Origin of the sequence: Blastococcus sp. KM273129, assembly GCF_021698995.1 — a bacterium.
In the GTDB taxonomy this organism is placed as follows: domain Bacteria; phylum Actinomycetota; class Actinomycetes; order Mycobacteriales; family Geodermatophilaceae; genus Blastococcus.
Map to the genome: position 1 here is coordinate 14,266 of NZ_SSXB01000012.1, position 20,918 is coordinate 35,183.

Here is a 20,918-nt window from a genome sequence, read left to right on the forward strand (position 1 = left end):
CCCGGCGGCGTCAGCCGGCGGGCCGCGCCCCCGGCACCGGGCCGCTGACCGCCCGCACCGTGCGGAAGACCCCGGCACCGGCCAGCTCCGCCGCGAGCCGGACGGCGGACTGCTCGTCGTCGGCCAGCGCGGCCACCGTCGGTCCCGAGCCGCTCACCAGCGCGGCCCGGGCACCGGCGTCGCCGGCCGCGCGCAGCGCCCGGCGCAGGTCGGGCCGCAGCGCCAGGGCGGCCGGCTGCAGGTCGTTGGACAGGGCGGCGGCGAGCTCCGCGGTCGAGCCGCCGCGCAGCGCGGCGAGCACCGGCTCGGCCGGGGTCGGCCCGGTCACGTCCGGCACCCGGCCGTCGGCCCGCATCCGGTCCAGCTCGCCGTAGACGGCGGGCGTCGAGAGGCCCTCGCCGGCGATGCCGAGCACCCAGTGCCACCGGCCGGTCGCCAGCACCGGGGAGACCTGCTCGCCCCGGCCGGTGCCCAGCGCGACCCCGCCGACCAGGCCGAAGGGGACGTCGCTGCCGAGCTCGGCGGCCAGCCGCAGCAGGTCCTCGCGCGCGGCGCGGGTGCCCCACAGCGCGTCCAGCGCGACGAGGGTCGCCGCGGCGTCGGCGCTGCCCCCGGCCAGCCCGGCGGCCACCGGGATGCTCTTGGCGACCTCCAGGTCGGCGTCGGCGCGGACGCCGGCGTGCTCGGCGAGCAGCTCAGCGGCCCGCCACACCAGGTTGGTGCGGTCGGCGGGCACCAGGCCCGGCCCCGCGGCGGCGCCGGCGCCCTCACCGGTCACCCGCAGGGAGAGGCCCTCGCCCGGCCGCGCCGTCACGGTGTCGTGCAGCGAGACCGCGAGGTAGACGGTGGTGAGCGCGTGGAACCCGTCGGCGCGCAGCGGGCCGACGCCCAGGTGCACGTTGATCTTCGCCGGCGCGCGGACCACCACCGCGTCACGACCGCTCACGGCTGCACCGCCTCGGTGGCGGCCAGCCGGGCGAAGTCGGTGACCGAGAGCTGCTCGCCGCGGGCGGTGGGGTCGATGCCCGCGGCCCGGAGGCGCTGCTCGGCAGCGGCGGGGCTGCCCGCCCAGCGGGCCAGCGCCGCGCGCAGGCCCTTGCGGCGCATGCCGAAGGCGGCGTCCACGGCGGCGAAGGTCGCCGGCCGGTCCCCCTCCGGCGGCGGCCGGCGGACGAGGGCAACGAGGCCGGAGTCGACGTTCGGCTCGGGCCAGAAGACCCGGCGGCCGACGTTGCCGGCGCGGCGCACCTCGCCGTACCAGGCGGCCTTGACCGACGGCACACCGTAGGCGGGGGTCCCCGGCGCGGCCGCCAGCCGCTCGGCCACCTCGGCCTGCACCAGCACCAGCGCCCGGTCCAGGGTGGGCAGCAGCTCGAGCAGGTGCAGCAGCACCGGGACGGCGACGTTGTAGGGCAGGTTGGCCACCAGCGCGGTGGGCGGCGACCCCGGCAGCTCGCGGACCCGGAGGGCGTCCTCCCGGACGACGGTCAGCCGGTCGGCCAGGTCCGGCCGGCGCGCGGCGACCGTCTCCGGCAGCAGCTCGGCCAGCCGCGGGTCGATCTCCACCGCCGTCACCCGCGCGGCGGCCGGCAGCAACCCGAGGGTGAGCGACCCCAGCCCCGGGCCCACCTCCAGCACGACGTCGTCCGGCCGCACCCCGGCGGTGCGGACGATCCGCCGGATGGTGTTCGCGTCGTGCAGGAAGTTCTGCCCGAGCGTCTTGGTGGGACGCAGGTCGAGCCGCTGGGCCAGCTCGCGGATGGCGGCCGGGCCCAGCAGCCCGTCGGCCTGCTCGGGTTCGGTGCTCAGCGGATCAGCTGAACAGGCGCGGGCCGCAGTGCGGCCACTGACCGGCACCGGAGCGCTGGTACAGCAGCTGGGCCCGGTAGGTCTGCTCGTCGGCCGATGCGGCCGCGGGGTCACCGCTGCCGCCCACGGAGTTCCAGGTCGCCTGCGAGAACTGGTACATGCCGCGGTACTTGCCGGTCCCGCTGACCGCGGTCGGGCGGCCGCCGGACTCGCACGCCGCCAGCGCCGCCCAGTTCAGGCCGTCGGCGGACGGCCGGTTCACCGGGCGGGCCTGGGTGCCCACGGCGACCTGCTCGTCGACCGGCTCGCGGGTGACCGAGGTCGACAGCTTCTCGCGGCTGGTCTCGGCACCGTCGACGACCGTCACGCGGTAGGTGGTGACCTGCTCGCCGTCGACCCCCGCCACGGTGACCGTCTCCTCGCCCTGGAACGCCTCGGGGTCCTGCGTCTCCACGCGGCCGTGCGGCACCGGGGTGGTCTCGGTGACCTCCGAGACCTGCACCCGGAAGACCTGCAGGCGCATCCGGTTGAGCAGCGCCTGCTCCAGGCGGAGGCTCGTGCGGTCGGTGCTGCTGAGCGCGATGCCCTGCTCGGCGAGCAGGTCGCCGGCGGTGGCGGCGGTCGTGGTGACCACCCGCTCCTGGCCGTCGGCGAGGAGCACGACCTCCTTGGGCGTGGTGATGCTCAGCCGCATGCCCTCCAGCGGCAGGCGCTCGCTGCGGCTGGCCGAGACGACCAGGCCGTCGGTGCGGAAGCCGAGCTGCTCCAGCGCCTCCTCGACCGAGAGCGCCGTCACCTGCACCTGGCGCGAGACGCCGTCGACGGTGAGCTCCAGCGGCCGCGCCCGGGTGAGGACGACGGCGTCGCCGTCGGCCACCGCCTGGTCGGGCGCCGGCAGCACGACGTCGTGCGCCGCCAGGGCCAGCCCCTCCTCCTCGAGCACCTCGGCGACCGTGCCGGCGTAGGTGCCGACGTCCCGCGTCTGACCGTCCACGGTCAGCGAGACGGACTTCTCGGCGAGGAAGAAGGCCAGCGTCCCGCCCACCAGTCCGAGCAGGACGAGGGCGAAGAGGCTGAGCTGCAGGGAGCGGCGCACGACACTTCCAGGGGTCACAGAACCCGGGCAGGAGAGCGGCGGGACCGCCGGAGCGGCCCGGTCGCATCGGCGGCTCGGGCGGCTGCGGCCAGGTTCCCCCGGCGCGGCGTCACCCGGGTCGTCGCTCCACCCCGGCTGTCGGTCACGACACGATAACGAACACTCTGCGCTTGGCTACGGCGCACACGAGTGAAGCAGAGCCCGCCGGCTGCGCTGTGTCGACTCGCCGACACGTCGCGTCATGGCCACGCCGGGACCGTCCCTCGCGCGGGGCACCGGCAGGTGCGGCCGGTCGTGACCAACCGCACGGCGCCGCAGCGCTCAGCCGGCCAGCGCCGGGGCGCTCGCGGGCACCGGCCGCAGCCAGCGCACCAGGAACGCGGCCACCGCGACCCCTGCGGCCAGCGCGGAGAACCCCCCGGCCACGAAGGCGACGGGCAGCACGTCGAACCCCTCGCCGACGCGCTCGCCGAGGTCGAGCCCGACCCGCAGCAGCAGCGAGCCCAGCGGGAGGAGGGCGCTCACGCTCGCCGCCGCGACGACGAGGTGCACCGACCACGTCCGCAGCGCCTCGTCGACGGGCACGTCGGCGCCGTCGGCGGGCATCGGACGGACGAGGGCGCGCAGCAGCGTCACCTCGGCCAGCAGCCACGCCACCAGCGGCACGACCACCAGTGCCCAGGCCACCGGCCCGTCCAGGTCACCCGAGGACCACGACCACCCCGCGAGCACCAGCTCGGCCGCGACCACGGCACGCATGGACCACACCAGCCAGCCCGAGATCTGCTCCCCCTGGCGCGGGCGGCGCGGCGGCGCGCTCAGCTGCCAGCGCGGCCGCGGCCGGGTGACCTCGGCGAGCAGCACGCCCGCCAGGGAGCCGAGCGCGAGCAGCGGCACCCAGAGGAACACCGACGCCTCGGCGAGCGCGACCACGCTCGCCACGACCCCCGCGATGCCCAGCAGCAGGCCCAGCCACCGCCAGCGCCGGCCGTGCTGCGCCTGGCGCTGCAGCGTCGCCGCCCCCTCCGGCGTCGGGGTGGCCAGCTCCACCGCGGCCCCGGCGACCGCCCGCCGTCCCGCCGCCAGCCCCCAGGCACGGGCCAGCAGCACGCCCGGCACGAGGAGAGCCACGAAGAGCACGACGGCGATGAGACGACCCACGGTGTTGATTGTCGTCCTACCGGACGACACCGCCACCAATTGCCGTCCCGATTTGCGCGGAGCCCTTCCCGCCCCTCCCCGGGGAGCCCTCCGGGCCCCGCTCGGCGCGATCAGCCGGGCTCGGCTACTCCTGCCAGGGGCCGAAGACGCGCTCGGCGGTGGTGGTGAGGGCGTCGCAGAGCCGGGTGAGGTCGGTGCCGGTGACCTCGGCGAGGGCGCGCACGGTGTGCGGCACCAGCCGCGAGGCGTTCGGCCGGCCGCGGTGCGGTGCGGGGGTGAGGAACGGCGAGTCGGTCTCCACGAGCAGCTGGTCCAGCGGGGTCAGCGCCGCGGCCTCGCGCAGGTAGCCGGCGTTGCCGAACGTCAGCGTGCCGGCGAAGGAGAGCACGAAGCCGCGCTCCACGCAGGCCCGGGCGAACGCCGCGTCGCCCGAGAAGCAGTGCATGACGACGTGCCCGGGCGCGCCCTCGTCGTCCACGACCCGCAGGACCTCGTCGTGCGCGTCCCGGTCGTGGACGACCAGCGCCACCCCGTGCCGCTTGGCGATGCGGATGTGCTCGCGGAACGAGGCCTCCTGCGCCGCCCAGCCCTCGGGGCCGGTGCGGTACCGGTCCAGCCCGGTCTCCCCCACCGCCCGCACCCGCGGCAGCGCCGCCAGCCGGTCGATCTCGGCGAGCGCGGCGTCGTCGGCCTCCCCCGCTCCGGCCTCGTTGGGGTGCACGGCCACCGCGGCCAGGACGTTGGCGTGCCGGGCAGCGAGCTCCGCGGACCACCGGGAGGAGGCGACGTCGACACCCACCTGCACCAACCGCGGCACGGTCACGGCCACCGCGGCGGCGATCTCCGCGTCGACGTCGGCGTCGGTCGACGTCGGGCCGCCCTCGGGCCGGAAGCCGTCGAGCACGATGTCGAGGTGCGTGTGGCTGTCGACCGCCGGCGCCGGCAACGGCTCCGGGGACGGCGGCGGCTCCCCCCGCCGGTTGGCGCGCGACGCGGCGCTCCGGCTCATTCCCCCTCTTCCAGCCGCCGCAGCTCGTCGGCGACGACCGACTCGTCGAGCTTGGTGAAGATCGGCGTGGGCGGGGCCAGCGGGGTCCCCGGCGCGGCCAGCGGGGTGGACGCCCAGACGGCCTGCCCCTGGTCGTAGGAGCCGGTGATGACCGGGTAAGGCGACCCGTCGTCGAGGTCGGTGACCTCCTGGATCTCCGGCGCCACCGACCACACGCCCTCGCCACCGAGCAGCTCGTGCACCTTCTGCGCCGAGTGCGGGAGGAACGGGGTGAGCAGGCCGTTGCAGTCCTTGATGGCCTGCAGCGCGGTGTGCAGCACGGTGTCCCGGCGGGCGGGGTCCTCCTTGAGCTTCCACGGCGCCTGGTCCGAGAGGTACTTGTTGGCCTCGCCGACCACCCGCATCGCCTCGGCGATGGCGGCCTTCTGGCGGTTGCGCGACAGCAGCTCGCCCACGGGGCCGAACGCGTCCCCCGTCGTCGCCAGCAGGGCGCGGTCGGCGTCGGTGAGCTCGCCCGGCGTCGGCACGGCGCCCACGTTCTTCGCCGCCATCGAGACGCTGCGGTTGACCAGGTTGCCCCAGCCGGCGACGAGCTCGTCGTTGTTGCGGCGGCGGAACTCGGCCCAGGTGAAGTCGGTGTCCTGGTTCTCCGGGCCGGCGACGGCGATGAAGTAGCGCAGCGCGTCGGCGTCGTACCGGGCCAGGAAGTCGCGGACGTAGATGACCACCTGGCGGCTGCTGGAGAACTTGCGGCCCTCCATGGTCAGGAACTCGCTGGAGACCACCTCGGTCGGCAGGTTCAGCCGGCCCAGCGGGCCCGGCGTCCCGCCCTTGTCGCCCTCGCCGTTGTAGCCGAGCAGCTGCGCCGGCCAGATCTCGGAGTGGAAGACGATGTTGTCCTTGCCCATGAAGTAGTAGGCGTCGGCGTCCGGCGTCTGCCACCACTGCCGCCAGGCCTCCGGGTCCCCGGACCGGCGCGCCCACTCGATCGACGCCGACAGGTAGCCGACGACGGCGTCGAACCAGACGTAGATGCGCTTGTCGGGCCGGTCGCGCCAGCCGTCCAGCGGCACCGGCACGCCCCAGTCGATGTCGCGGGTGTAGCTGCGCGGCTTGAGGTCCTCGAGCAGGTTGACGCTGAAGTTGAGGACGTTGGGCCGCCAGCTCTTGCGGGTGGCCAGCCAGTCGCCCAGCGCACGGGTGAAGGCGGGCAGGTCGAGGAAGTAGTGCTCCTCCTCGACGAACTTCGGGGTCTCGCCGTTGATCCGGCTCACCGGGTTGATCAGGTCGACCGGGTCCAGCTGGTTGCCGCAGTTGTCGCACTGGTCGCCGCGGGCGCCGTCGTAGCCGCAGATCGGGCAGGTGCCCTCGATGTAGCGGTCGGGCAGGGTGCGGCCGGTCGACGGGCTGATCGCGCCGAGCGTCGTCTTCGGGAAGACGTAGCCGTTCTTCAGCAGGCCGAGGAAGATCTCCTGGCTGATCTGCGCGTGGTTGGCCGTCGTCGTCCGGGTGAACAGGTCGTAGGAGAGCCCGAGGGACTGCAGGTCGCCCACGATGATCCGGTTGTTCCGGTCGGCGATCTGCCGGGGCGTGATGCCCTCGGCGTCGGCCGCGACCGTGATCGGGGTGCCGTGCTCGTCGGTGCCGCTCACCATGAGCACCCGGTCACCGGCCATCCGGTGGTAGCGGCTGAAGACGTCGGAGGGGACGCCGAAGCCGGAGACGTGGCCGATGTGCCGCGGGCCGTTGGCGTAGGGCCACGCGACGGCGGTCAGGATGTGCCGATCACTCACGTGGAGAGACTAGGCCGCTGGGCCGGGCCGGTCGCCTACGGCTGGGAGACCACCCCGGCGACCGGGCCGACCGGCTCCCCCTGGACCGGGTTCAGCACGGCGAAGCCGGTGAGCAGGAGGGCGATCCCGCCGAGGGTGAGCGCGCACAGCGGCCGGTGCGTGGCCACCGGGTCGGGCCGGCGCTCGCGGACCCGCGGCCCCTGCAGCACCCACGCGCGGGCGGAGGGCGCGTCCACCAGCAGCAGCTTGCCGATCGGCAGGGCGACGGCGGCGGCGAAGAGCAGGGGCAGCGGCAGCCCGCCGGTGAGCGCGGCCGGCAGCGGGAGCAGGACGGCGAAGCCGCCGAGCACCGACACCGCCCCCAGCTCCACCGCCGAGGTGACCACGAGCAGCGTGCGGGTGGAGCCGTCGACCACCGCCGCACCGGCACCCGCGGTGAGCACCACCCACCCGGCGAGCAGGAGCAGCGAGACGGCGACGACCCAGCCGGCCGGGCGCACCGGTGCGGCGAGCACGACGTCGGCCCGGGTCAGCCCGAGGGCCAGCAGCGCCACGGCCTCCAGCACGGAGATGACGCCGGCGGCCAGCGCCGGCACCGGGACCCGGCGCGGCCCGTGGGCGGCCGGGTGCTCCGGACGGAGGCCGGGCGCCTCGACGGTGCCGCGGACGTCGAGGACGGTGCTCGCCACGAGGAGTCTCTCCCTGACCGGTCGGGGGTTGTCTCCCGTCCCGACGGCCGGCCCGGCGGGCGGCTGGAGCACCGCGCCGGGCGGTCTCACCCCATGGGGTGGGACGGCTCCGCGTGCCCCCGGGACGCCTAGGCTGCTGGTCCCGGACGACGACCCGCGAGGAAGGCGGCACCCGCGATGACCACCCGGGAGGAGCCCCCGCCCGCGCCCCTCGGCCCGCGCACGCCTCCGACGCCGCGCCCGCAGCCGGCCGGCCCGCAGCAGCGCCGCGCCGCGCACCGCCCCGCCGAGGGCGCCGTCGTCGACTGCGCGGTCTACGTCGACGGGCAGCGGCAGGAGGCGGTGGCTCCCGCCGACGCGCTGCGCCTCGCCGAGGAGCGCGACGGCTTCGTGTGGCTGGGGCTCTACTCCCCCAGCGAGGCGGAGCTGGGCGAGATCGCCGAGCGCTACGACCTCCACCCGCTCGCCGTCGAGGACGCCGTCTTCGCCCACCAGCGCCCGAAGCTGGAGCCCTACGACGACGCGCTGTTCATGGTCCTGAAGACCGCGACCTACGTGGAGCACGAGGAGCTGACCGCCACCAGCGAGGTGGTCGACACCGGCGAGGTGATGGTCTTCCTCGGCCCCCGGTACGTGATCACGGTGCGGCACGGCGAGCACGGCGGGCTGACCGGTTTGCGCCAGCGGCTGGAGGAGCAGCGCGACCTGCTGTGCCTGGGCCCGGCGGCGGTGCTGTACGCGGTCGCCGACCTCGTCGTCGACACCTTCGTGGAGGTCGCCGCGGCCGTCGAGGAGGACGTCGAGGAGCTCGAGGCGTCGGTGTTCAGCCCCGAGCGCACCGACGACATCGGGCGGCTGTACCAGCTCAAGCGGGAGCTGATGGCGCTGCGTCGGGCGGTCTCCCCGCTGGAGGTCCCGCTGCAGAAGCTGGCCGAGCGGCCGGTCGACGTCGTCCCGGACGCGATGCGCTCCTACTTCCGCGACGTGCTCGACCACGCCATCCGCGTGCGGGACCAGGTCGGCGGGATGGACGAGCTGCTGACCTCGATCCTCCAGGCCTCGCTCGCCCGGACGACCATGGCCGACAACGAGGACATGCGGAAGATCTCGGCCTACGCCGGCATCATCGCCGTCCCGACCGCGATCGCCGGCATCTACGGCATGAACTTCGAGCACATGCCCGAGCTCGACGAGCGGTGGGCCTACCCGGCGGTGCTGCTCCTCATCGCGACGGTGATCACGCTGCTGTACCGCGGCTTCAAGCGCAACGGCTGGCTCTAGCCGGCCCGGACGCTGCCCTCGCCGGTCAGTTGCGCGCGGCGGCACCCCTCCCGGCGCCCGAGGGGTGCTTCACCGCGCACGGCCGAGGGCGCGGGCGACGCGGCCGACCAGCGCCAGCGGATCTCGGAGGTCCGCCGCGGTCACGAGGACGACGGTCCAGCCTGCCTCCCGCAGCCGGTTGAGACGCTGCCGGTCCCGTGCGAACTGACCGGCTCGGCGTGCCGGAGGGGACGTGCGCGGCCGTGGGCATCGCCGCACCGTGCCGCATCGGGCGCACCTGCGCCGACGCCGTCCACAGCCCCCGAGGCGAGTGCGCGCCGGAGCACGCCTCACCGGCGCCCGAGGGTGCTCTCGGCCGCAATCGCCGCGGCGTCAGGTGTGCTTGGCGGCGACGACGGCGTCGAAGACGGTCCGCTTGGGCAGCCCGGTCCGCTCCACGACCGCCCGGATGGCGTCCTTGCGGGTGGCGCCCGCGGCCTCCTCGTCGGCGACGGCGGCGGCGAGCTCCGGCCCGGTCAGCTCCACCGCGCGCGCCGGCGCCCCGGCCACGACCAGCGTGATCTCGCCCTTGACGCCCTCGCCCGCCCACGCAGCCAGCTCCGCCAGCCCGCCGCGCCGGATCTCCTCGTAGGTCTTGGTCAGCTCGCGGCACACCGCGGCCGGCCGGTCCGCCCCCAGCGCCGCCGCGGCGTCGGCCAGCGCGTCGGCCAGCCGGTGCGGCGACTCGAAGAACACCATCGTCCGCCGCTCGCCGGCCAGCGCCGCGAACACCGAGCGCCGCTCCCCCGCCTTCCGCGGCAGGAACCCCTCGAAGCAGAAGCGGTCCACCGGCAGGCCGGAGACCGCCAGCGCCGTCGTCACCGCCGAGGGCCCGGGCACGGAGGTGACGTCGATCCCCGCGTCGATCGCCGCCCGCACCAGCGAGTACCCGGGGTCGGACACCGAGGGCATGCCCGCGTCGGTGAGCAGCAGCACCGTGGCACCCGAGCGCAGCGCGTCGAGCAGCCCGGGCAGCCGGGCCCGCTCCACCGACTCGTGGAAGGTGACCACCCGGCCGGTCAGGGTGACCTCCAGGTCGGCGGCCAGCCGGTGCAGGCGGCGGGTGTCCTCGCACGCCAGGACGTCGGCGCCGGCCATGGCGGCGCGCAGCCGCGGGCCGACGTCCCCGGGCTGCCCGAGGGGCGCCCCACCCAGCACCAGCCGTCCGCTCACCCGCCGAGCCTGTCACGGCCGGCCCCCGCGGCCTGCCTGCAGGGGCCCGGCGCGGGCCTGCGGGCGCCGGGGACGGACGGGCCCGTTCACTACGCTGGCCGCATGGCGGTGCTGGCACCCGGGCGGGCGGAGCACGACCCGCGGGTGCCGAGGCGGCCGGTGCCCCGACGACGCCGCCCGCCGTTCCCCGCCCGCCGTCTCGACGTCGTCCCGCCACTGCCGGACGACCGGCGGACGGCGTGGACGATCGCCGCGGCGCTGGGCGCCCTGGCGCTGACCCTCCGGCTCTGGGGCATCGGCTACCCGCGGGACCTGGTGTTCGACGAGGCCTACTACCCGCCCGAGGCCCGCGAGCTGCTGACCTGGGGCTTCGAGTACAACCGCGGCTACTCCTTCATCGTCCACCCGCCGCTGGGCAAGTGGCTGATCGCGGTCGGCGAGCAGCTGTTCGGCTACAACTCCTTCGGCTGGCGCTTCCCCTCGGCCGTGGCCGGGTCGATCGCCGTCGTCCTGCTGTTCCGGCTGGCCCGGCGGCTGACCGGCTCCACGCTGGTCGGCCTGTTCGCCGGGGTGCTGCTGCTCGTCGACGGCCTGCAGTTCACGCTGTCGCGGATCGGCCTGCTCGACGTGTTCCTCCAGGTGTTCGTGCTGGCCGCCGTCGCCTGCCTCGTCGTCGACCGGGACGTGGTGCGCGCCCGGGTGCGGGCGGCCGGCGACGTCGGCGCGACCGGGTTCCGGCTCGGCCCGCGCGGCTGGCGGATCGCGGCCGGCGTGCTGTTCGGCTGCGCCTGCGCGGTGAAGTGGAGCGGCGTCTGGTTCCTCGCGTTCTTCGCCGTCCTCTCGCTGTTCTGGGACCGGTCGGCCTGGCGCGCGGCCGGCGTCCCCCGGCCGACGCGGACCGCGGCCCGGCGCGGGCTGCCCGGGGCGCTGTGGGCGCTGGCCGCCGTGCCGGTGCTCACCTACCTGGCGAGCTTCACCGGCTGGTTCCTCGGCGAGACCTCGCAGGGGCGCTCGTGGGCCCAGCGGAACCCGGAGACGGCGTTCCCGTGGGTACCCGACGCGCTGCGCTCGCTGTGGCACGAGCACGCGGAGTGGCTGCGCTTCCACAGCAGTCTGTCCAGCCCGCACCCGTGGGAGTCCGGGCCGTGGTCGTGGCTGGTCACCGGCCGGCCGATCCTGCTGTGGAACCCCCAGGGCCTGACCGACGCCGACGGCGAGCAGGTCATCCGCTACATCCTGATGGTCGGGACGCCGACGCTCTGGTTCCTCTTCGCCCCGGCCACGATCTGGCTGGTCTGGCGGATCGCCGCCCGGCGGGACCCGGCCGTGGTCCCCGTGGCGGTCGGCATCGCGGCCGGCTGGCTGACCTGGTTCCTCAACCCCGAGCGCACCATGTTCATCTTCTACATGGCGCCGGTGCTGCCCTTCTTCGTGCTGGCGGTCGCCCTGCTGCTCCAGGACGTCGTCGGCCGGCCGGGTGCCGGTGAGTGGCGCCGCCGAGCGGGGCTGGTCGCCGCGTGCGGGTACGTGGCGATCGTGGCGGCCACCTTCGCCTTCTTCTGGCCGGTCCTCACCGGCCAGCCCCTCTCGTACGCCGAGTGGGTGCAGCGGATGTGGTTCCCCTCCTGGTTCTGAGCGGCGGGCGGCTCGCTCAGGGGGCTACCGGTGGAGGACGGCGGAGTGCAGCCCGGGCGTGACCGCCGGCCGGGTGAGGGGGATGCGTGCCCGGGTGCCACCGGACCGCGGGGGCCCGACCGCCGGACCGGCACCGCAGACGACGACGGCGCCGCCGGGGAGAGTTCCCCGACGGCGCCGGTGCGTCGTGTGGTGGAGCTGAGGGGATTTGAACCCCTGACCCCCTCGATGCGAACGAGGTGCGCTACCGGTCTGCGCCACAGCCCCTTGTGCGGAGAGAAGACTACCGCCCGCACCCTCCGGCCCCGCCACCGGGGCGGGCACCCCCTGCAGTGGCCCGCCGCGAGCACGCGAGCGGCGGGAGCAGGGGTGGTCCTCTCAGCCGTTGACCACCCGGGCGGCCGGGTACTCGTCGATGTCGGCGAAGCCGATGTCGTCGTCGTCCAGCCCGACGACCGCGCTGTTCTGCCAACCGGCCGGTGCCGGGGTGCGCGCGGCGACCACGCGGCCGGGACGCAGCGCGTGCACCGGCGCCAGCGGGACGCTCGGGTGCGACAGCAGCGGCAGCGCCTCCTGGGCGACGGTCTCGTGCAGCTCCGGGGCGGTGCGCTGCGCGGGCGCCGGCGCGGGCCGGGCGGCCGGGCGGGCCGGCGTGCGGAGGGCCTGGCGCGCCGCGGCGCGGGCGGCGCGCCGGGCGGCCAACCGCTCGCGGCGGGCCACCTTGCGCAGCACCAGCACGTAGCCGACGGTCGCGAGCGTGGCGACCGCCTGGAGGGCCCACAGCCACGGGGTGAGCAGCAGCGCGCCGGCCAGGGAGGCGAGGGTGAGCAGCACCAGGCCGCCCAGCACCCGGCGGCGCACCGCGTGCACGTCCACCTTGAGCTCGCCGGAGCTGCGCAGCACCTCGCGGTCGATCGACACCCGCTCGGTCTCCGCGTGCCGGACCGGGTCCACCGCGCGCCGCCGCTGCAGGGTCCGACCCGAGTCGGCGGCCTCGACGCGGCCGTCCTGCCCGTCGCCGCGGGTCACCACCATGGGCACCAGCACGACGAACCACAGCACGACCAGAGCGGCCAGCAGCACACCCGATCCCATACGACACCACCTGTCACATCAGTCACTCGCCGGGCGAGGTTATGCACGGCGGGGGGTGGCGTCGGGGAGGCGCGCGGGCGTGTCGCCGATGTGTTGTGGGACCGGTGTGACGGGAGACGGCGTGTCCCCCGCGCCCGCCACGCCGCCGGCCACCGTGCGTGCTATGCCGACGAGCCGGTCAGTCGACGGGTCGACCCGGCGCCGACCGCTCCCAGCGGTCCAGCACCCCGGCCGGCAGGTCCTCGGCGAGCAGCGCGTAGCTCACGTGGTCGCGCCAGTCGCCGTCGATGTCGAGGTAGCGGCGCAGCAGTCCCTCGCGCTGGAAGCCCAGCCGCTCGACCAGCCGCCGGCTCGGCCCGTTCTCCGGGCGGATGTCGGCCTGGAGCCGGTGCAGGCCGGCCGGGCCGAAGGCGTGGTCGCACGCCAGCGCCACGGCCAGGGAGGCGATCCCGCGCCCGGCCACCGCGCGGTCGATCCAGTAGCCGAGGTAGCCGGCGCGCAGGGCCCCGCGGACGATGTTGTCCACGGTCACCTGACCGGCGAGGCGGCCGTCGACGCGGATCGCGAACGGCAGGGAGGTGCCCAGGCTGGCGCGGCGGGCCATGACCCGGCGCATCGCCCGGTAGCTCGCGGGGGTGTGCCGCGCCTGCCAGGAGACGGCGGCCGTGGGCTCCCAGGGCCGCAGCCAGTCCTCGTTGGCCAGCCGCAGCCGGCTCCACTCCGCGGCGTCCCGGCGGCGCAGCGGGTGCAGCTCCACCGGTCCCCGGACGAGCCGGGCGGGCCAGCCGGGGTGCAGCAGCGGATCGGTCACGGCGAGCGCGGTCAGCCGCCGAGCAGCAGCGGCATGACGGTGACCAGCCCGCCGGCGGCCACCTCGGTGACGTCCTCGTCGATGACGATCAGGCAGTTCGCCCGCGCCATCCGGGCCAGCAGGGCGTCGGTGGCCTCCCCCACGGGCTCGACGACGTAGCCACCGTCGGGGTGGCGCATGACCGTGCCGTGCAGGTACTGGCGGTACCCCAGCGGCGAGAGCAGGTGCTGGCCGGAGATCGCCTGGACCGTGCGCCGGAAGAGCTGCCGCTTGCCGAGCATCAGGCGGATGGCCGGCCGGACGAACACCTCGAAGGCGACCAGGGCGGCGACCGGCTCCCCCGGGACGAAGATCACCGGCACCTCGTCGCGCCCCAGCCGGCCGAAGCCCTGCGCGGGGCCGGGGTGCATGGCGACCTGGCTGACGCGCATGCCCCCGAGCGCGGCCAGCGCCTCCTGCACCATGTCGAAGGCCGGGCCGCTGAAGGTGCCGGAGAGCAGCACCAGGTCACTGCGCAGCAACTGGCTCTCGAGCACCTCGGCCAGCCGCCGCTGGTCGCCGGGGAGGATGCCCCAGCGGTAGGCGTCGGCCCCGGCGTCCCGGGCGGCCGCGGCCAGCGCGTAGCTGTTCACGTCCACCACCTGGCCCGGCGCCGGCGGCGAGGTGATCTCCACCAGCTCGGTTCCGGCGCTGAGCACCGCCACGCGCGGGCGGGGGCGGACGGAGACCCGGTCGCGGCCGACGGCGGCCAGCAGGCTGATCTGCGCGGGGCCGATCGGGGTGCCGACCTGCACGGCCGGGTGCCCCGGGGCGACGTCGTCACCGGTCCGGCGCAGGTAGCTGCCGACCGGGGGCGCGGCCTGCACGGCGACCCGCGCGGCGCCGCCGTCGGTCCACACGGCCGGGACGACGACGTCGGCGCCGGCCGGCAGCATCGCCCCCGTGGCGACCCGCATCGCCAGCCCCGGGCCGATCGACGACGGCTCGCCGGCCCCGGCCACGCTCTCGCCCACGACGGGCAGCTCCACCGGGCCGGCGACGGTCGCCCCCTCGACGTCCTCCGCCCGCACCGCGTAGCCGTCGAGGGCGGCCTGGTCGAACGCGGGCAGCGCCCGCTGGCTGACGACGTCCTCGGCGCAGAGCAGCCCCTGGGCGTCGAGGACGGCGAGCTCGATCGGGTCGGGCTGCGGCACGGCGGCGAGGATCTCGTCGAGGTGCCGCTCCACGGTGCGCACGAGCGGCGAGGCGTCGGAGCGCCCGTCGGCCGGCAGCGGCACCGGGCCGGTGAGCCCCCGCTGCGCCGCCGACGGGCCGGGTGCCGAGTTCGGCGACGGGCCGGACGCGGAGGCCGGCAGGCCCCCGACCGGGCCGGTCCGCCGGGGTGGGGCCGCGGGCACGTCGACCTGGGCGGTGTCCCGGTACCCCCGGAACTCGCCTCCGTTGCTGCCGTCCTCGCTCTGCCCGAGCATCCTCACCACCGTCGTCCCGCCGTGCCGTGGGCCGGCACCGCACCCCGCGGCGGCACCGCCCCCGGACGGGGCCGGCGCCGGGCCGCAGGTGCGATCGTGCCCTCGCGGCCGCCGGTCAGGACGGCGACGCGCCCTCGGGGGGCAGCTCGGTGACGAAGTCGCGCAGCCAGCCGCGCAGCGACGGGCCGAGGTCGTCCCGCTCCGAGGCCAGCCGGATCACGGCCTTGAGGTAGTCGAGCTTGTCGCCGGTGTCGTAGCGGCGGCCGCCGAAGACGACGCCGTGGACCGGCTCGCCGCGCTCGACGAGGGTGGCCAGCGCGTCGGTCAGCTGGATCTCCCCGCCGCGCCCGGGCGCGGTCTCCCGCAGCACGTCGAAGACCTCCGGCGCGAGCACGTAGCGGCCGATGATCGCCAGGCTGCTGGGCGCCTCGTCGACGGGGGGCTTCTCCACCAGCCCGGTGACGGCCACGACGTCGCTGCCGTCGCCGGTCGGCTCGACCGCCACGGCGCCGTACTTGTCGATGTTCTCCCGCCCGACGTCGAGCAGCGCGATCACCGAGCCGCCGTGCTCGGCCTGGACGGCGAGCATCTGCTCCAGCAGGTGGTCGCGGGCGTCGATCAGGTCGTCGCCCAGCAGCACCGCGAACGGCTCGTCACCGACGAAGGCGGCCGCCTGCAGCACGGCGTGGCCCAGCCCCCGGGCCTCGCCCTGGCGCACGAAGTGCACCTGCGCGACGTCGGTGGACTCGTGCACGGCGGACAGCCGCCCCTCGTCGCCCTTCTTCTCCAGGGCGGTCTCGAGCTCGGGGGTGCGGTCGAAGAAGTCCTCGATGGCCGCCTTGCCGCGACCGGTCACCATGAGCACCTCGGGCAGCCCGGCGCGGGCGGCCTCCTCGACGATGTACTGGAGGGCGGGCCGGTCGACGACCGGGAGCAGCTCCTTGGGGACGGCCTTGGTGGCCGGCAGGAAGCGGGTGCCCATGCCTGCGACGGGGATGACCGCCTTCCGGGCCGGACGGGTGGGAGGCATCGACATGCCGGGCAGCCTATCTAGGCTGCGCCGGTGAGCACCTCGCCCGACGGGGTCACCGCCAAGGCCGCGCTCCGCGCCGAGCTGCTGCGCCGCCGCGCGGAACGCCCCGGCGAGGACCGGGCGGCGGCCGCCCGGTCGGTCGCCGCGACCCTGGCCGCGCGGCTGGCCGGGATCCCGACGGTGGCCGCGTTCGTCCCCGATCCGACCGAGGCGGGCCACGGCCGCCTGCCGGGCGCCCTGGCCGGGACGGGCGCCCGCGTGCTGCTGCCGGTGGTGCCCGCCCGCGGCCGGGAGCTGGACTGGGCGGTGCACACCGGGGAGCTCACCCCGGGCCGGTTCGCGCTGCTCGAACCGGTCGGCCCGCGGCTGGGCCCCGGCGCGCTGGCCGCGGCCGGCGCCGTCGTCGTGCCGGCCACGGCGGTCGCCCGGGACGGCGCACGGCTGGGCCGCGGCGGCGGTTACTACGACCGCGCCCTGCGGCACGCCCCGGCCGGCGCGGTGCTCGTCGCCGTGGTGTTCGACGACGAGCTGGTGGACCGGCTCCCCACCGAGCCGCACGACGTCCGGGTGACCGCCGTGGTGACGCCTTCCGGCGGCTGGCAGGCGCTACCGGCGGGTCACTGACACAGTGGGCGCACCCAGCCCCCGACTCCGTGGAGTGACCGTGTCACCCGAGATCGTCACCATCGTGGCCCTCGTCGTGATCTTCGCGATCGCGACCGTCCTGCCGATCAACATGGGTGCGCTGGCCTTCGTCGCCGCCTTCGTCGTCGGCACCCTCTCGGTCGGGCTCTCGACCGACGACATCATCGCCGGCTTCCCCGCCGGGCTGGTGCTGACGCTGATCGGGGTCACGTACCTCTTCGCGATCGCGCAGAACAACGGCACGGTGGACCTGCTGGTCCGGGGGGCGGTCCGGCTGGTCGGCGGCCACGTCGCCGCCATCCCGTGGATCATGTTCGCCGTCACGGCCGTGCTCACCGCCATCGGCGCGCTCTCCCCGGCGGCGGTGGCGATCATCGCGCCGATCGCGCTCACCTTCGCCGCCCGGCACGACATCAGCCCGCTGCTGATGGGGATGATGGTCATCCACGGCGCGCAGGGCGGGGGCTTCTCCCCCATCAGCGTCTACGGCGTCACCGTCAACTCGATCGTCGAGCGCGAGGGCCTGCCCGGCAGCCCGCTGGCGGTCTTCCTCGGGGCGCTGTTCTTCAACATCGCCATCGCGCTGGTCCTGTTCTTCGCCCTCGGCGGGCGCAAGCTGCTGGGCCGCAAGGTTGCCGCGGAGCCCCTCGCCCGCACCGAGCACGCCCACGGCACGCTCGTGCGCGGCCACGGCGCGGCACCCGGCCCCGCGGTCGGCGGGGACGACGACGAGCACATCCACCCCGAGCGCCCGGCGCCCGTCCGCTTCGAGCAGGTGCTCACGCTCGTCGGCCTGCTCGTCCTCGCCGTGCTGGCGCTCGCCTTCGACCTGGACATCGGGTTCGTCGCGATCACCGTCGCCGTCGTCCTGGCGCTCTTCTCCGCCCAGCAGCACAAGGGCGCGGTCACCCAGATCAGCTGGTCGACGATCCTGCTCATCGCCGGCGTGCTGACCTTCGTGTTCGTCCTCGAGGAGGCCGGCACCATCGACTACGTCGGCGACGCCGTCATCGGCCTCGGGGTGCCGCTGCTGATCGCGCTGCTGCTGGCCTACATCGGCGGCGTCGTGTCCGCCTTCGCGTCGTCGACGGCGATCATCGGGGTCGCCATCCTGCTCGCGGTGCCGTTCCTCGAGGAGGGCTCGATCAGCGCCGTCGGCGTGGTGGTCGCCCTCTCGGTCGCCTCGACCATCGTCGACGTGAGCCCGTTCTCCACCAACGGCGCGCTGGTCCTGGCCAACGCGCAGGACGTCGACCGGGACCGGTTCTACAAGCAGATCCTGGCCTACGCGGGGATCGTGGTCGCCGTCGGACCGCTGCTGTCGTGGCTGGTGTTCGTCGTCCCCGGCTGGCTGTGACCCGGCTGGCCAGAGATACCTCAGCGCTGAGACACTTCCGGAGCGCAGCCACCGGAGCCGCGCCCCCCGACCGAGGGAGCAACCATGCCCGGACCGCTGGACGGCGTCCTCGTCGTCGACCTGACCCGCGCCCTCGCCGGGCCGCACGCCGCCATGATGCTCGGCGACCTGGGCGCGCGGGTGATCAAGGTGGAGACGCCGGGAACCGGCGACGACACCCGCAGCTGGGGGCCGCCGTTCGTGCAGCCGGACAGCGGTGACCGGGAGTCGACGTACTTCCTCTCGACGAACCGGAACAAGGAGTCGATCACCCTCGACCTCAAGGACGACGCCGACAAGGCGGTGCTGACCCGCCTGCTGCAGCGCGCCGACGTGCTGATGGAGAACTTCCGGCCCGGCACGCTGGCCCGGCTGGGCTTCGGCACCGACGTGCTGGCCGAGCTCAACCCGCGGCTGGTGACCCTCGCGATCAGCGGCTTCGGGCACGACGGCCCCGAGGGCGGCCGCGCGGGCTACGACCAGATCGCCCAGGGCGAGGGCGGGCTGATGTCGCTCACCGGGTCCGGGCCGGAGGACCCCCAGCGGGTCGGCGTCCCGATCGGCGACCTGCTGGCCGGCATGTACGGCGCCTACGGCGTGCTCGCCGCGCTGATCGAGCGGGACCGGACCGGCCGCGGCCAGGTGGTGCGCACCTCGCTGCTCGCCGCGATCGTCGGCGTGCACGCCTTCCAGGGCACCCGGTGGACCGTCGCCGGCGAGGTCGGCGCCGCGCAGGGCAACCACCACCCCTCGATCGCCCCCTACGGGCTGTTCCGCTGCCAGGGCGGCAGCGTCCAGGTCGCCTGCGCCAACGACTCGCTGTGGCGGAAGCTGTGCGCCGAGTTCGGCTTCGACCCCGAGGCCCCCGGCATGGTGACCAACGGCGACCGGGTGGAGCACCGCGCCGAGGTCATCGCGCTGCTCGAGGGGGCGTTCGCGGACATCCCCGCCGAGGAGCTGCTGGCCCGGCTGGCGAAGGTCGGCATCCCCTCGGGCAAGGTGCGGTCGATCGACGAGGTGTACGGGTGGGACCAGGCGCTCTCCCAGGGGCTGCTGGTCGACGTCGACCACGCCACCCTCGGCCGGCTGCAGCTGCCCGGGCCGCCGCTGCGCTTCTTCTCCCCGGGTGCCGACGGCGAGACCGAGACGACCCGCCGCGAGCACACGGCTCCCCCGGTGCTGGGCGCCGACGGGGACGCCATCCGCGCCTGGCTGGACGGGTCCGACGCGTGAGCGGCCGCCCGGACGCCCGCACCCTGCGCGACCTGGTCCTCGACCCCGGGTCGTGGCAGTCCTGGGACTCCCCCGTCCCGACCCGCGACGTCCCGGCCGACTACGCCGCCGACCTCGCCCGCGCGGCGGAGCGGTCGCGGCAGGACGAGTCGGTGATCACCGGCGAGGGCCGGCTGCGCGGGCGCCGGGTGGCCGTCGTGGCCGGGGAGTTCGGCTTCCTCGCCGGGTCGATCGGGGTCGCCGCCGCCGAGCGGCTGATCGCGGCGGTGGAACGGGCCACCGAGGAGGGGCTGCCGCTGCTGGCGGCGCCGGTCTCGGGCGGCACCCGGATGCAGGAGGGCACCGTCGCCTTCCTGCAGATGATCGGCATCACCGCCGCCATCGCCCGGCACAAGGAGGCGGGCCTGCCCTACCTCGTGTACCTGCGCCACCCCACCTTCGGCGGCGTGCTCGCCTCGTGGGGGTCGCTCGGGCACGTGACCATCGCCGAGCCCGGCGCCTCGATCGGCTTCCTCGGCCCGCGGGTGTTCGAGGCGCTGTACGGCGAGCCGTTCCCGGCCGACGTGCAGACCGCCGAGAACCTGGCCGAGCACGGCCTCATCGACGCCGTCGTCCCGCCCGAGCAGATCGCGGAGGTCGCCGACCGCGCGCTGCGGGTGCTCTCGGCCCGCCAGACGTGGCACCTCGACGTCCGGGACGCCGAACGGCCGACGGCGGAGGACGGCACGGACACGGACGACCCGGAGGACGGTCGCAGCGCCTGGCAGGTCGTCACGGCGTCGCGGCGGGAGGACCGCCCCGGCGTGCGGCGGCTGCTGCGGACGGCGGCGACCGACGTCGTCGGGCTGTCCGGCACCGGCGCCGGTGAGAAGGACCCCGGGCTGCTGCTGGCGCTGGCCCGCTTCGGCGGGGCGCCGTGCGTGGTGCTGGGGCAGGACCGGCGCGGGCAGTCGCTGTCGGCGCCCCTGGGGCCGGCGGCGCTGCGCGAGGCGCGACGCGGCATGCACCTGGCCGAGCAGCTGCGGCTGCCGCTGGTGACGCTCATCGACACCCCCGGCGCGGCGCTCTCCCGTGAGGCCGAGGAGGGCGGCCTGGCCGGCGAGATCGCCCGCTGCCTGCACGACCTGGTCGTGCTCAAGGCGCCGACCCTCGCGGTGCTGCTGGGCCAGGGCACCGGCGGGGGCGCGCTGGCGCTGGTGCCGGCCGACCGCGTCCTCGCCGCCGCGAACGGGTGGCTGGGCCCGCTGCCGCCGGAGGGCGCCAGCGCGATCGTGCACCGCACCGTCGACCGGGCCGGCGAGATGGCCGCGCACCAGGGCGTGCGGGCCACCGACCTGTGGCGGGCGGGGATCGTCGACCGGGTGGTCCCCGAGCGGCCCGACGCAGCCGACGAGCCGGCCGAGTTCTGCCTGCGGCTGGGCCGGGTGCTGGGCGAGGAGCTGGCCGGGCTGCTCGGCCGCGACGACACCGAGCGCTTCCGCACCCGGCTGCACCGCTACCGCCACCTCGGCCGCTGAGCTGCCGGGACGATCAGGTGTCCTGGTCGTCAGG

At 75.8% G+C, this 20,918-nt stretch carries 18 protein-coding genes and 1 tRNA gene; 6 read left to right on the plus strand and 13 right to left on the minus strand.

The genetic code is table 11. The annotated features are described in order from the left end of the window. Window positions 1-10: 10 nt before the first annotated feature. From E9565_RS05400 to E9565_RS05430, 7 genes are all read right to left on the minus strand, one after another. Complete coding sequence (locus E9565_RS05400) at window positions 11-946, minus strand: 4-(cytidine 5'-diphospho)-2-C-methyl-D-erythritol kinase (protein ID WP_236834280.1); 936 nt, start codon at window positions 944-946, stop codon at window positions 11-13. Next, on the minus strand, window positions 943-1,857 hold the full coding sequence (gene rsmA / locus E9565_RS05405; protein WP_236827742.1) for a 16S rRNA (adenine(1518)-N(6)/adenine(1519)-N(6))-dimethyltransferase RsmA: 915 nt from the start codon (window positions 1,855-1,857) through the stop codon (window positions 943-945). Before rsmA ends, E9565_RS05400 begins: the two co-directional genes overlap by 4 nt. Continuing rightward, window positions 1,814-2,905, minus strand: a complete 1,092-nt coding sequence (locus tag E9565_RS05410; RefSeq protein ID WP_236827743.1) for a resuscitation-promoting factor — start codon at window positions 2,903-2,905, stop codon at window positions 1,814-1,816. Before E9565_RS05410 ends, rsmA begins: the two co-directional genes overlap by 44 nt. Before the next feature lie 321 nt (window positions 2,906-3,226). Next, entirely contained in the window at window positions 3,227-4,066 is an 840-nt protein-coding gene (locus E9565_RS05415) for a hypothetical protein (RefSeq protein ID WP_236827744.1), read from the minus strand. Window positions 4,067-4,190: 124 nt separating this feature from the next. Then, window positions 4,191-5,075, minus strand: coding sequence for a TatD family hydrolase (locus E9565_RS05420; RefSeq protein ID WP_236827745.1), 885 nt, complete (start codon window positions 5,073-5,075; stop codon window positions 4,191-4,193). Next, window positions 5,072-6,868, minus strand: coding sequence for a methionine--tRNA ligase (metG, locus tag E9565_RS05425; RefSeq protein WP_236834281.1), 1,797 nt, complete (start codon window positions 6,866-6,868; stop codon window positions 5,072-5,074). The genes E9565_RS05420 and metG overlap by 4 nt, the downstream gene beginning before the upstream one ends. Window positions 6,869-6,903: 35 nt before the next feature. Next, entirely contained in the window at window positions 6,904-7,557 is a 654-nt protein-coding gene (locus E9565_RS05430) for a hypothetical protein (RefSeq protein ID WP_236834282.1), read from the minus strand. Between the two features lie 177 nt (window positions 7,558-7,734). Between E9565_RS05430 and E9565_RS05435 the strand changes: the two genes are divergently transcribed. Continuing rightward, entirely contained in the window at window positions 7,735-8,838 is a 1,104-nt protein-coding gene (locus E9565_RS05435) for a magnesium and cobalt transport protein CorA (protein WP_236827748.1), read from the plus strand. Between the two features lie 372 nt (window positions 8,839-9,210). On the opposite strand, the gene rsmI is transcribed toward E9565_RS05435, so the two are convergent. Next, window positions 9,211-10,050 carry a 16S rRNA (cytidine(1402)-2'-O)-methyltransferase gene (rsmI, locus tag E9565_RS05440; protein WP_236834283.1) on the minus strand — a complete coding sequence of 280 codons (840 nt, stop codon included), beginning with the start codon at window positions 10,048-10,050 and terminating at the stop codon, window positions 9,211-9,213. A gap of 102 nt (window positions 10,051-10,152) precedes the next feature. Here rsmI and E9565_RS05445 point away from each other — a divergent pair, with 102 nt between their 5' ends. Beyond that, window positions 10,153-11,685, plus strand: a complete 1,533-nt coding sequence (locus E9565_RS05445; RefSeq protein WP_236834284.1) for a dolichyl-phosphate-mannose--protein mannosyltransferase — start codon at window positions 10,153-10,155, stop codon at window positions 11,683-11,685. A gap of 190 nt (window positions 11,686-11,875) precedes the next feature. Here E9565_RS05445 and E9565_RS05450 read toward each other — a convergent pair. The 5 genes from E9565_RS05450 to galU all read right to left on the minus strand — a co-directional run bounded on the left by E9565_RS05450 (window position 11,876) and on the right by galU (window position 16,096). Continuing rightward, window positions 11,876-11,952 (minus strand) — tRNA-Ala (locus E9565_RS05450). Between the two features lie 111 nt (window positions 11,953-12,063). Continuing rightward, the gene (locus E9565_RS05455; RefSeq protein ID WP_236827751.1) at window positions 12,064-12,780 is read right to left on the minus strand and encodes a hypothetical protein; all 717 of its coding nucleotides are present in this window, start codon (window positions 12,778-12,780) and stop codon (window positions 12,064-12,066) included. A 178-nt stretch (window positions 12,781-12,958) separates the two neighbouring features. After that, window positions 12,959-13,591, minus strand: a complete 633-nt coding sequence (locus E9565_RS05460; protein ID WP_236824800.1) for a GNAT family N-acetyltransferase — start codon at window positions 13,589-13,591, stop codon at window positions 12,959-12,961. A gap of 11 nt (window positions 13,592-13,602) precedes the next feature. Continuing rightward, entirely contained in the window at window positions 13,603-15,060 is a 1,458-nt protein-coding gene (gene glp, locus E9565_RS05465) for a gephyrin-like molybdotransferase Glp (RefSeq protein WP_236824801.1), read from the minus strand. 115 nt (window positions 15,061-15,175) lie between these two features. Then, window positions 15,176-16,096, minus strand: a complete 921-nt coding sequence (gene galU / locus E9565_RS05470; RefSeq protein WP_236834285.1) for a UTP--glucose-1-phosphate uridylyltransferase GalU — start codon at window positions 16,094-16,096, stop codon at window positions 15,176-15,178. 27 nt (window positions 16,097-16,123) lie between these two features. On the opposite strand from galU, the gene E9565_RS05475 reads away from it, so the two are divergent. From E9565_RS05475 to E9565_RS05490, 4 genes are all read left to right on the plus strand, one after another. Next, complete coding sequence (locus tag E9565_RS05475; RefSeq protein ID WP_308196091.1) at window positions 16,124-16,717, plus strand: 5-formyltetrahydrofolate cyclo-ligase; 594 nt, start codon at window positions 16,124-16,126, stop codon at window positions 16,715-16,717. A 40-nt stretch (window positions 16,718-16,757) separates the two neighbouring features. After that, on the plus strand, window positions 16,758-18,095 hold the full coding sequence (locus E9565_RS05480) for an SLC13 family permease (protein WP_236834286.1): 1,338 nt from the start codon (window positions 16,758-16,760) through the stop codon (window positions 18,093-18,095). Between the two features lie 84 nt (window positions 18,096-18,179). Further along, window positions 18,180-19,367: a CaiB/BaiF CoA-transferase family protein gene (locus E9565_RS05485; RefSeq protein WP_236824804.1), complete on the plus strand. Its 1,188-nt coding sequence runs from the start codon at window positions 18,180-18,182 to the stop codon at window positions 19,365-19,367. Beyond that, window positions 19,364-20,884: an acetyl-CoA carboxylase carboxyltransferase subunit alpha/beta gene (locus E9565_RS05490; RefSeq protein WP_236824805.1), complete on the plus strand. Its 1,521-nt coding sequence runs from the start codon at window positions 19,364-19,366 to the stop codon at window positions 20,882-20,884. The genes E9565_RS05485 and E9565_RS05490 overlap by 4 nt, the downstream gene beginning before the upstream one ends. Window positions 20,885-20,918 lie beyond the last annotated feature (34 nt).